Annotated in this window: 12 protein-coding genes and 1 pseudogene; 5 read left to right on the forward strand and 8 right to left on the reverse strand. The window is 71.4% G+C overall.

Features of this window, described 5'->3' with window-relative positions; all coding sequences use genetic code 11:
* Positions 1 to 141: 141 nt before the first annotated feature.
* On the forward strand, positions 142 to 912 hold the full coding sequence (locus EIL87_RS20425; protein WP_125092195.1) for a LamB/YcsF family protein: 771 nt from the start codon (positions 142 to 144) through the stop codon (positions 910 to 912).
* Position 913: 1 nt separating this feature from the next.
* On the opposite strand, the gene EIL87_RS20430 is transcribed toward EIL87_RS20425, so the two are convergent.
* Positions 914 to 1,846 (reverse strand): nitrilase-related carbon-nitrogen hydrolase, encoded by a 933-nt coding sequence (locus EIL87_RS20430; protein ID WP_125092196.1) that lies wholly within the window; start codon positions 1,844 to 1,846, stop codon positions 914 to 916.
* An 18-nt stretch (positions 1,847 to 1,864) separates the two neighbouring features.
* A complete protein-coding gene (locus EIL87_RS20435; RefSeq protein ID WP_267898870.1) occupies positions 1,865 to 3,085 on the reverse strand; it encodes a glutamate decarboxylase in 1,221 nt (406 codons plus the stop codon).
* A 323-nt stretch (positions 3,086 to 3,408) separates the two neighbouring features.
* On the opposite strand from EIL87_RS20435, the gene EIL87_RS20440 reads away from it, so the two are divergent.
* A complete protein-coding gene (locus EIL87_RS20440; RefSeq protein ID WP_125092198.1) occupies positions 3,409 to 3,789 on the forward strand; it encodes a helix-turn-helix domain-containing protein in 381 nt (126 codons plus the stop codon).
* Between the two features lie 139 nt (positions 3,790 to 3,928).
* Positions 3,929 to 4,807 (forward strand): universal stress protein, encoded by an 879-nt coding sequence (locus EIL87_RS20445; RefSeq protein WP_125092199.1) that lies wholly within the window; start codon positions 3,929 to 3,931, stop codon positions 4,805 to 4,807.
* A gap of 3 nt (positions 4,808 to 4,810) precedes the next feature.
* Here EIL87_RS20445 and EIL87_RS20450 read toward each other — a convergent pair whose 3' ends face one another.
* From EIL87_RS20450 to EIL87_RS20460, 3 genes are all read right to left on the reverse strand, one after another.
* The gene (locus EIL87_RS20450) at positions 4,811 to 6,322 is read right to left on the reverse strand and encodes an acyl-CoA synthetase (RefSeq protein ID WP_125092200.1); all 1,512 of its coding nucleotides are present in this window, start codon (positions 6,320 to 6,322) and stop codon (positions 4,811 to 4,813) included.
* A complete protein-coding gene (locus EIL87_RS20455; RefSeq protein ID WP_125092201.1) occupies positions 6,322 to 7,638 on the reverse strand; it encodes an MFS transporter in 1,317 nt (438 codons plus the stop codon). The genes EIL87_RS20450 and EIL87_RS20455 overlap by 1 nt, the downstream gene beginning before the upstream one ends.
* A 123-nt stretch (positions 7,639 to 7,761) precedes the next feature.
* Positions 7,762 to 8,628 (reverse strand): amidohydrolase family protein, encoded by an 867-nt coding sequence (locus tag EIL87_RS20460; RefSeq protein WP_125092202.1) that lies wholly within the window; start codon positions 8,626 to 8,628, stop codon positions 7,762 to 7,764.
* Between the two features lie 112 nt (positions 8,629 to 8,740).
* On the opposite strand from EIL87_RS20460, the gene EIL87_RS20465 reads away from it, so the two are divergent.
* A complete protein-coding gene (locus tag EIL87_RS20465; protein WP_233576414.1) occupies positions 8,741 to 9,574 on the forward strand; it encodes a PaaX family transcriptional regulator in 834 nt (277 codons plus the stop codon).
* Between the two features lie 51 nt (positions 9,575 to 9,625).
* On the forward strand, positions 9,626 to 10,243 hold the full coding sequence (locus tag EIL87_RS20470) for a class I SAM-dependent methyltransferase (RefSeq protein ID WP_125092203.1): 618 nt from the start codon (positions 9,626 to 9,628) through the stop codon (positions 10,241 to 10,243).
* Here the strand turns inward: EIL87_RS20470 and EIL87_RS27975 are convergent.
* The 3 genes and pseudogenes from EIL87_RS27975 to EIL87_RS20485 form a co-directional block, all read right to left on the reverse strand.
* Positions 10,218 to 11,422: pseudogene (locus EIL87_RS27975) on the reverse strand (CaiB/BaiF CoA transferase family protein). The gene EIL87_RS20470 and the pseudogene EIL87_RS27975 overlap by 26 nt on opposite strands.
* Positions 11,419 to 12,507 (reverse strand): acyl-CoA dehydrogenase family protein, encoded by a 1,089-nt coding sequence (locus EIL87_RS20480; protein WP_125092204.1) that lies wholly within the window; start codon positions 12,505 to 12,507, stop codon positions 11,419 to 11,421. The pseudogene EIL87_RS27975 and the gene EIL87_RS20480 overlap by 4 nt, the downstream one beginning before the upstream one ends.
* Entirely contained in the window at positions 12,507 to 13,625 is a 1,119-nt protein-coding gene (locus EIL87_RS20485) for an acyl-CoA dehydrogenase family protein (RefSeq protein WP_199740532.1), read from the reverse strand. Before EIL87_RS20485 ends, EIL87_RS20480 begins: the two co-directional genes overlap by 1 nt.
* Positions 13,626 to 13,658: the final 33 nt, after the last annotated feature.

A 13,658-nucleotide genomic window follows, 5' to 3' on the forward strand; every position in this document is an offset into this window, starting at 1 on the left:
GCCAGTCGAGAATGCGCCGCGGGACGGCTCGACGCAGCGCGTCGGTCACCAATCGACCACCTTCGGGTGAGAGCGTAAGCTCATCGATCTGCGTGCGCAAACACTGAATCCTAAGGTGGACGCCCGAGCTGGAGGTGATCCGTGCGCACTCTCGTCGATCTCAACGCCGACGCCGGGGAGAGCTTCGGGAGGTGGCGGCTCGGTGACGACGCCCGCCTCATCCCGCTCGTGACCTCGGTGAACATCGCGTGCGGTTGGCACGCCGGAGATCCCGCTACGATGACGCGCTCCGTCGAACTGGCGCGCGACGGCGACACCGCCATCGGTGCGCACCCCGGACTTCCCGACCTCTCCGGCTTCGGCCGGCGCGCGATGGCGCTCAGCCCGACCGAAGCGGCGCAGGCCTGCCTCTACCAGTTCGGCGCGTTGCAGGCGATCGCCGCGCACCTCGGCCAGGAGATCGCGCACGTCAAACCGCACGGTGCGCTCTACGGCCTGACGATCAAGGACGAGTCTGCCGCGGAGGCCGTGGTGGAAGCCTTCGCCTCAGCCGCCCCCGGCGTGCGGGTGGTGTTGCTGGCCGGTCCGGTGTCCGAACGGTTGGCGCAGCGCGGTTTTCCGGTCGTCCGCGAGGCTTTCGCGGACCTGGACTACGACGACTCCGGGCACATCATCATCGAGCCGGACCCGCAGGCCAAGCCTCCGGAGGCGTGTGCCGACCAGGCCGAAGCGGTGCTGCGCGGTGAAGTCCGCTCGGTCGACGGCAAGCCCGTGCCGGTCGACGCCGACACGATCTGCGTGCACGGCGACCGGCCGAACGCGGTGGACATCGCGGAGGCGATCCGCGCGCGGTTCGCCTCCGCAGGTGTCCGGCTCGCGCCGATGACCGAGGTCGCCGACGCCCGGGGCTGAATCAGCCGACGGGCAGCAGCCGGTTCGACGCGGTGATGCGGGAATCGGCGAGGTGATCACCTTCCGGGCTGAACGGCGGCACGGTGCTCGGCAGGCAATCGCCGAGCAGCAGCGAGTCCACGGCGCGCTCCTCCGGGCCGGCGCTGACCACGGCCGTGCCGTCAGGCGCCCAGATGCCCGAGTTGCCGCGGTACTCCCACTGCCCGCGGTCGGAGACCTCCCAGCCGCGCCGGTTGGCGTAGGCCACGAAAACCCGCCACACGGCGGCCATCGCGGGAATGATGTGCTCGGTGGCGTCGGGGTAGGCCACCAGCGTGGGAGAACCGCTGCGCAGCGTGAAGTGCCGGTCCGCGGCGGTGGGCCCGACGATGAGCCGCGCTCCCCTGCCGACCAGGCTCTGGTAGAGCGGTGGGAACTCGCACTCGTAGCAGTTGAGCAGCCCCACGGGGAAGCCGTTCACCTCCACCACGGGCGGGAGTTCGTGCCCTGGCGTGAAGTTCTCCCGTTCGGCCTCGCCGTAGAGGTGGGTCTTGCGGTAGTTGGCCACCAGTTCCCCCTCGGCAGCCAGGGCCACCGAGTCGTGCAGGTCGCCGTTCGCGGCCCGCTCGACGTAGGGCAGCACGACGGCGATCTCGTGGCGGGTGGACACCTTCCGGGCCACCTGCACGGAGGGCCCGTCGTAGGGTTCGGCGAGCTGCTCGCACTGCTCGCGGTCGAGCGCGTAGCCGGTGGTGAAGCACTCGGGGAAGGCGCAGAGCTGGCAGCCGTAGCCGGCGGCCAACGCCAGGACCTCCTCCATCCTGGCGAGGTTCTCGGCCACCGCGGCCGAGGAGCCCGACGGGTTCTCACCTTGGAAGAGGGCGAGTCGGATCCCGGTCCCGCTCCGCGGTGGTTCGCGGTCGGTCAACCGGCTCACGATCCGGACTGGACGCATGGATGTGCTCCTCACTGATCAGATGTCGTTCCGGAGGAATTCCTCGACGGCGGTCGCGAAGTCGTCCACGGCCGCCGCGGTGAGGTCGTTGCGGACGACGACGCGCATCACCTCGACGTCGTCGAGCTGCGGTGGCAGCGTGTAGACGGGCACCGACCACCCGCGCTCGGCCAGGTGCTTGGCGAGGTCTCGCAGTTCGAGCCCGTCGTGCGCGGTCACGACCACGACGGGCAGCTCGCTGCCGTCGCCGAGCACGCGCAGCCGTCCGGTCTCCCGCAGCCGGGTGGCCAACTTGCGCGCGAGCGCGCGGCACCGGGCGTGCACGGCGTGGAACCCGGCGAACCCGAAGCGCACGAAGTTGTAGTACTGGAGCACCACCGGCGCGGCCGATCGGGAGAAGGTCAGCTCGTAGTGGGCGTCGTCGCCGCCGAGGTAGTTGATCCGGATCCCCAGTCCGGGATGACGTCTGCTCCGGTCCCGCCACAGCAGCCAGCCCAGACCGGGTGGCACCATGCCCGACTTGTGGCCGGAGGCGTTGATGGACACCACGCGCGGGACGCGGAAGTCCCACCGCAGCTCGGGGTCCAGGAACGGTGCGATGAACCCGCCGGCGGCCGCGTCGACGTGCACAGGCACGTCGATCCCGGACCGCTGCTCGAGCCGGTCCAGCTCCTCGGCGATGTCCTCGACCGGTTCGTACCTCCCGTCCAGAGTGGACCCGAGGATGGTGACGACCCCGATGGTGCGCTCGTCGCAGAGCTGCGCCACCGACGCGGTGTCGAGCGCTGGTCCGTCACCGGTGGCCGGGGCGGTCCGCGCCTCAACACCCCAGTGCCGGCAGAACTTCCGCCAGCAGGCGTGCGCGCCCGCCCCCATCACGAGGTTGGGCCGGGACAGCTCGCCGCCCGTGCGTTCCTCCCAGGAACGCAGCAACGCCGCCCCGGCCAGCAGCGCGGATTCGCTGGACCCGGTGGTCGCGCTGCCCACCGCCCGGTGCCCGTCGACGTGCCACAGCGCACCGATCATGCGGACGCATTCGCCCAGCATCGCGTCGATCTCGGGGTACTGCTCCCGGTCGACGAGGTTGTGGTTGAGGTAGGTGCGGTAGAGCCGTTGAGCTTCCGGCTCGATCGACGTGGTCAGGAAGGTCGCGAGGTTGCGTTCGGGCCGGCGGCCCGCCCGGAGCCTGTCCATGACGACCTCGAGCGCCGTGTCCGCGTCCCTTCCGAAAAGAGGTATCCCGCCCCGAAGATGCGCCGAGAAAACCGATGAATCCTCGTGCGCCTTCGGTAAAGCAGACATCGTGGCCAGCTCCTGTTCTGCCGGTGATCGGAACGATCTCCACGCTAGGACCGGCCGAGAACCAGTCGCCATGAACAATTCGCACCACATCTTCCGCACTAGTTCCCGCGAGTGCGGACTGGTCCACCCGGGGCATTTCCCCACCCATCCGAGGGATTCGGCGCCCGGTTCGTAATTCGAGCGCAAATCTGCGGCGACATGGGGAGTAGGAATGGACGGGTGCAGGGTGCCCCGGACGACCCGCCGAGTGGAGGCGCTTCATGGCCCGTTCCCCTGACCGGGCTCTGGACCGGGCGATCACCGCGTTGTTGCACGAAGCCGTCGAGCACTCGCGGGCGATGCGCCAGGTCCTGAACCAGGTCGGTCAGCTCGCGTCGTTGCGCATCACCATGCTCCGGGGGGACGACGAGAGCGATCCGGCCGGGACCGCGCAGAGCGAGGTGCTCTCACCGCTGACGAAGCGGGAGAAGGAAGTGCTCGACCAGCTGGCGCAGGGCTGTTCCAACCGGCAGATCGCCCGCTCGTTGGGCATTTCCGAGCGCACGGTGAAGAACCACCTCCGCAACATCTTCACGAAGCTCGGCGTCGGGGACCGCACCTCCGCCGTCGTCAAGGCGTTGGGCCGCAACGGTGATCACTAGCCGCAGGAGGTCCTCCTCGAACAACCGTGCGCGGCGCGGGTGGATCCGACACCTGATCAGCGGGCGGACCTGCAGTCCCTCCGGCATGGTCGGTGCAGGGCGGGTGGTCCGGAGCCGCGCCGAGACGGGGAGAACGAGGATGTCTGACCTGAGCAACGCGATCGTCGTCGGGACCGACGGCTCCGACGAGGCGCTCAGCGCGGTGAGCTGGGCCGCGAAGGTGGCCTCGGCGCGCAAGCTGTCGCTGCACCTGGTCTCGTCGACCGAGCCCTACTACCGCGGGTTCTACGGAGCAGGCATGCCCGTGCCGCCCGAGGCCTTCAGCGAGATCGACGAGTTGGCCCGCACCCGGCTGAAGGAGGCCACCAAGCGCGCGGCCGCGATCGACGCCGAGCTCCCGGTGACCACCGAGAAGGCCGCAGAGCAGCCGATCTCACTGATGCTGCGCCTGTCGGAGGAGGCCCACATGCTCGCGCTCGGCGCGTCCGGGCGCGGTGGGTTCACCGGCATGCTGCTCGGCTCGACCGCCGCGTCCGCCGCCGCGCACGCGCGCTGCCCAGTGGCCGTGATCCGCCCCGCCCGCACCCCGGACGGACCGGTGGTGGCGGGTGTCGACGGCAGCGAGAACAGCGTCGACGCGCTCAGCGCGGCCTTCGCGGAGGCGTCGTGGCGCCGGGTGAAGCTCGTCGCGGTGCACGCCACCCGGGACTACGAGCCGTCGATCCGCGAGGTGGGAGTCGGGCGCGCCCGGACCGACCCGCAGGAGCCCGCACGCGTGCTGGCCACGAGCCTCGCGGGCATGCAGGAGCGGTACCCCGACGTCGAGGTCGAACGCGACACGGTCAACAACCTGCCCCGTGACGCGTTGCTGGACTGGAGCAAGCGGGCCCAGCTCGTCGTGGTCGGCAGCCGCGGGCGCGGTGGCTTCCTCGGCATGCTCCTCGGCTCGAACAGCCAAACCCTCCTCCAGCACGCCGCATGCCCGGTCCTGGTGGTGCACCCGGTTGGGGAGCGCTGAGCCTCACGGCAGCGGTGCGGCGCGCAGCTGCGCCTTCTGGACCTTGCCCGACCCCGTGCGGGGCAGCCGGTCGACGACGTCGACGTGCGCTGGGATCTTGTACTTGGCGAGCCTGCCGCGGAGGAAGCCCCGCAGCTCCTCACCGGTCAGCTGGGCGTCCTGGTGGCAGACGACGAAGGCGCGGCCGACCTCGCCCCAGCGTTCGTCCGGCACGCCCACCACCGCGGCCTCGGCCACGGCCGGGTGTTCGAAGAGGGCGCTCTCGACCTCCGCCGGGTAGACGTTCTCCCCACCGGAGATGAACATGTCCTTGACCCGGTCGACCACGTGGAGGTGGCCGTCCTCGTCGAGCTTGGCCAGGTCGCCGGAGCGGAACCACCCCGCGTCGAAGGCGGCCTCCGTCGCGCCGGGATCGCGCCAGTAACCCGGGCTCACGTTGGGTCCCTTGACCAGCACCTCCCCCGGTTCCCCGGGCTCGACGTCGGTGCCGTCCGGGCGAACCACCCGAACCTCGGTGAAGAACACCGGGACACCGGCGGAGCCGACTTTGCGGAGGCTCTCCCCGGCTTCCAGGAACGTCGCACCGGGTGCCGTCTCGGTCATGCCGTACCCCTGGCAGAACACCAGTCCGCGCTCCTGGTAGGTCCGGATCAGCGACTCGGGGATGGCCGCCCCGCCGCTCATCACGATCCGGAGCGAGGACAGGTCCGCGTCGGCCCAGCGCGGGGAGGCGGCGAGGTCGGCGAACATGGTCGTCACCCCGAACATCCAGGTGATGCCGTGCTGTTCGATGCGGTCGTAGCAAGCGTCGACGTTCCAGCCGGGTTCGATCACCGAGCAGGCGCCCTTGAGGAAGGTCGGCAGCAGGGTCTGGTCGAGCGCGGCGACGTGGAACAGCGGGGCGGTGATGAGCGTGACGTCGTCGCTGGCGACGTCCACCCCGGCCAGCAAGTTGTAGGTGTTCCACACCAGGTTGCCGTGGGTGAGCATCGCGCCCTTGGGGCGGCCGGTGGTGCCGGAGGTGTAGAGGATCAACGCCGTGTCGTCGAGTCCGACCTCGACGTCGATCGGTTCCTCATCACCTGCGGCGAGCCAGGTCTCGTAGTCCTGCTCGCCGGCGGCCGGACCGGTGAGCGCCACGACGTGCGCGGGCCGGTGCTGCAGGGCTCGGGCGGTGTCGGCGCACTCGGGCGCGTAGACGAGGACCGCGGCCCCCGAGTGCGAGAGCAGGTAGTCGACCTCGGGAGCGGCGAGCCGGAAGTTCAGCGGGACGAAGATCGCGCCGAGCTGGTGCGCGGCGAACATGGTCTCCACGAAGGCGAGGTGGTTCGGCCCCAGGTAGGCGACCCGGTCGCCCGGTCCGACCCCGCTGGCGCGCAGCCGGTGGGCCGCTCGCGTGCTGCGGCGGGCGAACTCGGCGTAGCTGACCGCGGTGCCGGCGAAGAGGAACGCGGTGCGGTCCGGTGTCATGAGCGCTCGACGGGCGGGCCAGCCGCCCAAGCCGTGGTTGCGCATCAGCGCCTCCCCTCCTCCACTGCAGGTTCCGCCACCTCGGCCAGGTCCTGCCCGCTGGTCTCCCGCAGGGCCAGCACGCAGCCGACGGTGAGGGCGCAGAACGCGGTGATCGTGCCGGCGATCGCGGTCGTGCCCGCGCCACTGCTCTGCAGTTGCGCGAACAGCACCGGCGCCAGCCCACCGCCCAGCCCGGCGAGCTGGTACCCGAGGGAGGCACCGGTGTAGCGGCTCCCGGTGCTGAACAGCTCGGTGTAGAGAGCTGCGAGCGGGCCGTACATCATCGGGTGGATCACGCCCTGCCCGAGCACCAGCGCGACCAGCAGCAGGGCGCTGCTTCCGCTGTCGACCATCGGGAACAGGACGAAGCTGTAGGCGGCCATGGCCAGCGCGCCGACCAGCACGACCGGCCGCCTGCCGAGCCGGTCGGACAGCGCCGACCAGCCGATGATGCCCAGGACCGCCGTCACCGACGAGACCGTGATCGCGTTGAGCACCACTTGCCTGCTGAAGCCGGCTTGCACGCCGTAGGCGAGCACGAAGGTCGTCAGGGTGGACTGGGCGACGAAGGCCGCGAGGCCCACGCCGACTCCCAGCGCGAGCTGGCGCGGTCGGTTGCGCAGCACGTCGACCAGCGGTGCGCGTCGGGTGGGTCGCGCGTCCTGGAACAGACCGGGCTCGGCGACCTTGAGGCGGACGAACAGCCCCAGCACCAGCAGCACGACGCTGAGCAGGAAGGGGATGCGCCATCCCCAGTCCAGGAACGCCTCCTCGCCGAGGACGGCCGACGATCCGGTCAGCACTGCGGTGGAGAGCACCATGCCGCAGGGCGCTCCCGCGTTGGTGAAGCTCGCCCACAGACCGCGCCGGGAGGTGGCGTGCTCGGCGGAGACCAGCACAGCACCGCCCCACTCACCGCCGACCGCGACGCCCTGCACGACGCGCAGCAGCACCAGGCCCACCGGCGCCCACGCGCCGATCTGCTCGTAGGTGGGCAGTAGGCCGATCAGCGAGCTGGCGACGCCCATGAGCACCATCGTCAGCACCAGCATCCGCTTGCGGCCGAGCCGGTCGCCGAAGTGGCCGAAGAGCAGGCCGCCCAGCGGCCGCGCCAGGTAGCCGGTGGCGAAGGTGCCCAGGCTGGCGACCGTGGCCACCAGGGGGTCGAGGTGGGTGAAGAACACCTGGCTGAACACCACGGCCGAGGCGGTCGCGTACAGCAGGAAGTCGTAGTACTCGATCACGCTGCCCAGGAAGCTGGACGCCACCGCACGTCTCAGCTGCGCCGAACCGCGGTCGGATCTGGCCGGATCTGTCATGCGGGAACCCTCGTCGTCGGGGGCGCTCTCGGCACCAGCACGGATGGACTGTCCACAACGGGTGGTTCGATCACTCGAGCTCGGGCGCGGCGAGTTCGGGCAGGGCGAGGTCCGGTGACCGCCCTACGCCAAGCCGAAGAGCTTCGCGGCGTTGTCCTTGAGGATCTTGGGCCGCACGTGCGGCTTGAGGTCCAGCTTCTCGAAGTCCGCCAGCCACCGGTCCGGTGTGATCACCGGGAAGTCGGAGCCGAACAGGACCTTGTCCTGCAGCAGGGAGTTCGCGTAGTGCACCAGCTGCGGCGGGAAGTACTTCGGCGACCACCCGGAGAGGTCGATGTGCACGTGGGGCTTGTGGGTGGCCACCGCCAGCGCCTCGTCCTGCCACGGGAACGACGGGTGCGCCAGGATGATGCGCAGTTCGGGGAAGTCCACCGCCACGTCGTCGACGAACATCGGGTTGGAGTGCTTCAGGCGGATGCCGCCACCACCCGGCACACCGGCACCGATGCCCGTCTGGCCGGTGTGGAACAGCGCCGGCACGCCCAGTTCCTCGATCGCCTCGTACAGCGGGTACGCCATCCGGTCGTTCGGCGAGAACCCCTGGATGCTGGGGTGGAACTTGAACCCGCGCACCCCGTGCTCGGTCACCAGCCGTCGCGCTTCGCGCACACCGGCCTTGCCCTTCCACGGGTCCACGCTGGCGAACGGGATGAGCACGTCGGAGTGCTCGGCGCAGCTCTGGGCCACCTCCTCGTTGGCGATGCGGGGGTGCCCGGTGGCGAACTCCGCGTCCACTGTGAACACCACGGCCGCCATCGTGCGCTGCCGGTAGTGGTCGGCCATCTCGGCGATGGTGGGTTGGCGGTGGCCCTCGGCCTTGAAGTACTCCTCCGACGCCCCGAACAGCTCCGGGCTCAGCGAGCCGTGCCCGTCCTGGGAGATCTCGGCGTGGGTGTGCACATCGATGGCGACGAGTTCGTCGACGTTCATCCTCGGAGCCTCCGGCGTCCTTCCGCGAGCGTGCCGACCGGGAAGAAAAGTACGGCTCCGAACTGACGGCCGTCAACGTTGTGCCCAACTTCAGAACGACTACGCTGGTCACGTGACCTCCGCCGACGACCCCCTCACCTACTCGGCTCGGCCGCAGTCCCTGATGCTGAGCTTCCTGGGACTGCACGTGCTCGGCCACGGCTCGGCCGTCTACTCCGGCAGCGTCATCGACGTCTTCGGCCGGATCGACGTCTCGGAGGAGGCGGTGCGCACGACGCTGCGCCGGATGTGCCACCGCGGTCTGCTCACCCGCCACCGGCGGGGACGACGCGTCTACTTCGGACTCACCGAGCACGCCGGCCACGTCCTCCAGGACGGCGAGCAGCGGATCTGGGACACCGGTGCGGTCAACCGGGACTGGGACGGGACGTGGACGCTGGTGGCGTTCTCGCTGCCCGACACCCGGCGCAACGAGCGGCACGACCTGCGGTCCAAGCTCGTCTGGGCCGGTTTCGGGCTGCTGCAGAACGGCCTGTGGGCCGCCCCGGGCGAGAAGGACGTCACCGGCATCGTCGGGGAGCTGGGGCTCGCCGACCACGTCACGGTGTTCGCCGCGCGGCAAGCGGGCCCGACGGAGTCCGCGGACCTGGTCCGCAGGGCGTTCGACATCGACGCCATCGCCGAGCGCTACCGGGCGTTCCTCGCGCGGTGGGACACCCCGGACCCGCTGCCCTCGGCCCCCGACGACCTGGCCCGCCAGCTCGTCCTGCACACCGACTGGCTGCAGCTGGTCCGCCAGGACCCGCACTTGCCGGCCGAGCACCTCGACGCCGACTGGCCGGCCATCCGCGCGGAGAAGGTCTTCCGCGAGCTCGCCCACCACTACCGGGCCACGACGGCCGATCTCGCCGCAACGGTCATCGAGCAGATCCGGCCCGGAACGTGACGGCCGTCTCCGCGGGCCTGCCCGGGCCCCTGCGGTGCGCACAATGGAGGCATGGTCGAGCAGAGCATCTGGATGCAGAAGGTGGCGGCTGATCCGGGGCATTCCGCCTGGTACGTCGAGCGGATGCGGGGTCTGGCGCGCGCCGGTGACGACCTCGCGGGTGAGGCCCGGCTGATCGACGCGATGGCCGAGCGCGGCTCGCACGTCCTCGACGCCGGGTGCGGACCGGGCCGGGTCGCCGGCTGGCTGGCCGCGGCAGGGCACGAGGTGGTCGGCGTGGACGTCGACCCGGCGTTGATCCAGGCCGCCCAGGAGGACTACCCGGGGCCGCGCTGGATCGTCAGCGACCTCGCCGAGATCGACCTGCCCGCGCACGGCGTGACCAAGCCCTTCGACGTGATCGTGTGCGCCGGCAACGTCATGACGTTCCTCGCCCCCAGCACGCGCAGGACCGTGCTCCAGCGCTTCCGCGAGCACCTGGCACCGGAGGGCCGAGTGGCGGTGGGCTTCGGCACCGGCCGCGGCTACGAGCGCGACGAGTTCTTCGCCGACGCGGAGGCCGCCGGTCTCCAGACGGACCTGGCGCTGGCCACGTGGGACCTGCGCCCGCTCCGCGACGACTCCCAGTTCCTGGTCGCCCTGCTCAGCCGCGCTCCCGGCTCTCGGTGACCACGCCCCCCTCGATCAGGCGCTGGACGGCGTCGTCCGGGACGCCCGCTTCCGACAGCACTTCCCGCGAGTGCTGGCCGAGCAGCGGAGCCGGACGCGGCGGTGGCGCGGGACCGCCGAAGTCGATCGGGCGGCGAGCGAGCCGGACCGGTCCCGCCCCGGGCTGTTCGACGGTCCGGAAGAACCCGGTCGCGGTCAACTGCGGGTCGGTGAAGAGGTCTTCGACCGAGTTGACCGGGCCGTGCGGGATGTCGGCGCGTGCGAACGCCTCGCTCCACTCCGCGGAGGTGCGGGTGACCATCTCCTCCGCCAGCAGCGCGTAGAGCTCGTCGATGTGGGCCGTGCGGGCCTGGAGGTCGCGGAACCGAGGGTCCTCGGCGAGTTCGGGCCGGCCGATCAGGTCGAAGAACACCGTCCAGTGCTTGTCGGCCTACATCATGACCGCCAGGTGCCCGTCCTGGGTGGCGTACGGACGTCGGTGGGGTGAATCGGTGCGGGCGTAGCCGGTCGGCCCGGACGGCGGGTCGGTGATCCAGCCGCCCTGGCGGTCGAGCAGCATGAACGAGGCCATGCCCTCGAACATCGGGACCTCCACCGACCGACCGGCACCGTCGACCTCCCGGGCGCGCAAGGCCGCGCAGGTCGCCGCGGCGCCGTAGAGGCCCATGATCTTGTCGGAGGCCGCCGAACGCCAGTACTCGGGCTCACCACCGGCGGCGGCCTGGGCGTCGGCGATGCCGGAAGCCGCCTGGATGACGCGTCGTAGGCGGGCCGGTCGGCGTGCGGCCCGCCCTTGCCGTAACCCCGGAAGGCGCAGAGCACCAGCTCCGGGTTGACCTCCCGCAGCGCGTCCCAGGTCAACCCCAGCCGCTCCGCCGCGGGGGGCCGGATGTTGTGCAGCAGGACGTCCGCGCTGCGCACGAGCGCGTGCAGCACCTCGCGGGCGTCGTCGCTCTTGAGGTCGAGCGCCAGCGAGCGCTTGCCCCGGTTGGCGTTGACGAAGATCGGGCCGACGCCCGACCCGGAGGCGTCGCCGATGCCGCGGACCTGGTCGCCCGCCAGGGACTCGACCTTGACCACGTCGGCGCCCCACTCGGCGAGCACCTGCGCCGCGTAGGGCCCCATGAACACGGTGGACAGGTCCAGCACCCGCACACCGGACAGCAAGTCCCCGTTCATCGACGCCCGCCGGGGATCGCGGGGGTCTGCGCAGGTGCGCCGAGCACCACGTCCCACAGCGGGCCGGTCTGCGCGGTTCCGCCGAGGAAGCGGTCCCAGTCGCGGGTGGTGCCGAACTCGCCGCGCCAGTCGAGCGCGGGCAGCGTGAACAGCTGCAGCGGGTGCTCCTGGGTGGTGCCGATGGCGCCGTGGACCTGGTGGGCGTTGCGCACCACGACGGAGGCGGCGTGCCCGGCGCAGGAGCGCGCCGCGGCGACCTTGGCCGCCGAGGCCGGGCCGGCGAGGTCGGTCTCCACCGCGTCGAGCACGGCCGCGTCCACCGCCGCCCGTGCGAGGGCCGCCTCGGCGGCGGCGTCGGCGACGAGGTGTTGCACCGCTTGGAACTTCGCCAGCGGACGTCCGAACTGGACGCGCACGCGGGTGTGCTCGACGCACAGGTCCACCGCCTTGTCCAGCGCCCCCACGACCTGCACGGCACGGGCCAGCGCACCCCGCAGCACCAGCCGGTCCAGCAGGGCCGGGTCCAGCTCCACGGCCCCTCGAGGTTCCGCAGCGCACCGCAGGTCTCCCCGCGGTAGCCCGGACTGCGTGACCCCGTCACCGAGGTGCTCGACTCCCTCCGCCGCGGAGCTGAGGTCCGTGGGGGTGACAGGTTCTTCGGCCAGGGCGCAGGTGCCGTCGGGGCGGCGGAAGACCAGGAGCGCGGGGACGTGACCGAGCCACGGCACCGTCCGGGCCGTGCCGTCGGGTTCGACGACCGCGACCGTGCGCGGCGCCGTCGGATCGTCCGAGGGACGTCCCGCGCCGCGCAGCAGCCAGTGGGCGAGCAGGTCGCTCTCGGCGAAAGGCAGGTGGCGCGCCGCCGCGGCGCTCTCGCTCAGCAGCGCGGCGGCTTCCGGCCAACCGGCACCCGATCCGCCGTGCTCCTCAGGTGCGGTGAGCGCGGTGAACCCGAGATCGCCCAGCTGCGCCCACCGGTCGGCGTCGAAGTCGACACCGTTGGTGGCCTGGTCGAGGCGGTCGGTGAGGTCGCCCGCGAGGACGTCGCGCAGCACCCCGCGCAGGTCGTGGTCCACCGTGCTCATCAGCGCATCCCCAATCCCCGTGCGATGACCCCGCGCAGCACCTCGCTCGTCCCGCCGCGCAAGGTGAACCCCGGCCGCTGCTGCACCGACCGCCGGGTCAGCGCCGCGACGTGGGCGGTGGCGCCGGTGGGCGTGGCGAGGTCGGCCAGGTCCGCGATGTCGCCTTCCAGCGTCGTGCCCAGCACCTTCACCAGCGCGGCCGGGACGTCCGGCCGTTCACCGCGCTGCAGGGCCGCGGCGATGGACAGCGACATCTGGTGCAGCCCCGCCAACCTGGCGGTGATCCGCCCGGCCTCGGCCGGGTCCAGGCCACCGACCAGGGATGTCGCCAACTGGTAGGTGGAGAGGAACCGCTCGGGGCCGGACCGTTCGAACGACAGCTCTGAGGTGACCTGATGCCAGCCCGCTCCGATCTCCCCCACCACGTGGTCGTCGGGCACGTGCACCCCGTCGAGGTGGACCTCGTTGAAGTGGTGCGTGCCGTTGGCCGAGACGACCGGGCGGATCACCACCCCGGGCGAGTCCAGCCGCACCAGCAGCTGGCTGAGCCCGGCGTGCCGGTCGCCGTCCTGCGGCGAGGTGCGCACCAGCGCGATGAAGGCGTCCGCGACGTGCGCGCCGGAGGCCCACAGCTTCGTGCCGTGCACCCGCCACCCGTCGGTCACCCGCTCGGCCCGCGTCCGCACGGACGCCAGGTCGGAGCCCGAGTCCGGCTCGCTCATGCCGATCCCGAAGAACACCTCACCGGAGACGATGCGCGGCAGGTACCGGCGTTTGAGCTCCTCGCTGCCGAAGCGCAGCAGGTTCGGCGCCACCTGGCGGTCGGAGATCCAGTGCGCGGCGACCGGCGCTCCCGCCGCCAGCAGCTCCTCGGTGACCACGAAACGCTCCAGGAACGTCCGGCCGTGCCCGCCGTGCTCGGTGGGCACGGTCATCCCCAGCCAGCCGTGTTCGGCCAGCGCTCGGGTGAAGGCCACGTCCCACCCGCTCAGCCAGCTGTCCACGGTCGGCACGAACGCTCCCGCTTCCACCTGCTCGGTGAGGAAGGACCGCACCTCCCGGCGCAACGAGATCAGCGCCTCGTCCTCGCGGACGGGCGGCGGCATCAGAGACGGCATCGACCACTCCTGCGCAGCGTGCGAACGGGTGCG

Source organism: Saccharopolyspora rhizosphaerae, assembly GCF_003931915.1.
Taxonomy (GTDB): Bacteria; Actinomycetota; Actinomycetes; order Mycobacteriales; family Pseudonocardiaceae; genus Saccharopolyspora; species Saccharopolyspora rhizosphaerae.

What these genes read in the sequence shown, in the direction of transcription:
- EIL87_RS20445 (WP_125092199.1), top strand. Translation starts at nt 3,929, where the DNA reads ATGTCTGACCTGAGCAACGCGATCGTCGTCGGGACCGACGGCTCCGAC.
- EIL87_RS20455 (WP_125092201.1), bottom strand. Translation starts at nt 7,638, where the DNA reads ATGACAGATCCGGCCAGATCCGACCGCGGTTCGGCGCAGCTGAGACGT.
- EIL87_RS20440 (WP_125092198.1), top strand. Translation starts at nt 3,409, where the DNA reads ATGGCCCGTTCCCCTGACCGGGCTCTGGACCGGGCGATCACCGCGTTG.
- EIL87_RS20430 (WP_125092196.1), bottom strand. Translation starts at nt 1,846, where the DNA reads ATGCGTCCAGTCCGGATCGTGAGCCGGTTGACCGACCGCGAACCACCG.
- EIL87_RS20450 (WP_125092200.1), bottom strand. Translation starts at nt 6,322, where the DNA reads ATGCGCAACCACGGCTTGGGCGGCTGGCCCGCCCGTCGAGCGCTCATG.
- EIL87_RS20480 (WP_125092204.1), bottom strand. Translation starts at nt 12,507, where the DNA reads ATGAGCACGGTGGACCACGACCTGCGCGGGGTGCTGCGCGACGTCCTC.
- EIL87_RS20460 (WP_125092202.1), bottom strand. Translation starts at nt 8,628, where the DNA reads ATGAACGTCGACGAACTCGTCGCCATCGATGTGCACACCCACGCCGAG.
- EIL87_RS20485 (WP_199740532.1), bottom strand. Translation starts at nt 13,625, where the DNA reads ATGCCGTCTCTGATGCCGCCGCCCGTCCGCGAGGACGAGGCGCTGATC.
- EIL87_RS20470 (WP_125092203.1), top strand. Translation starts at nt 9,626, where the DNA reads ATGGTCGAGCAGAGCATCTGGATGCAGAAGGTGGCGGCTGATCCGGGG.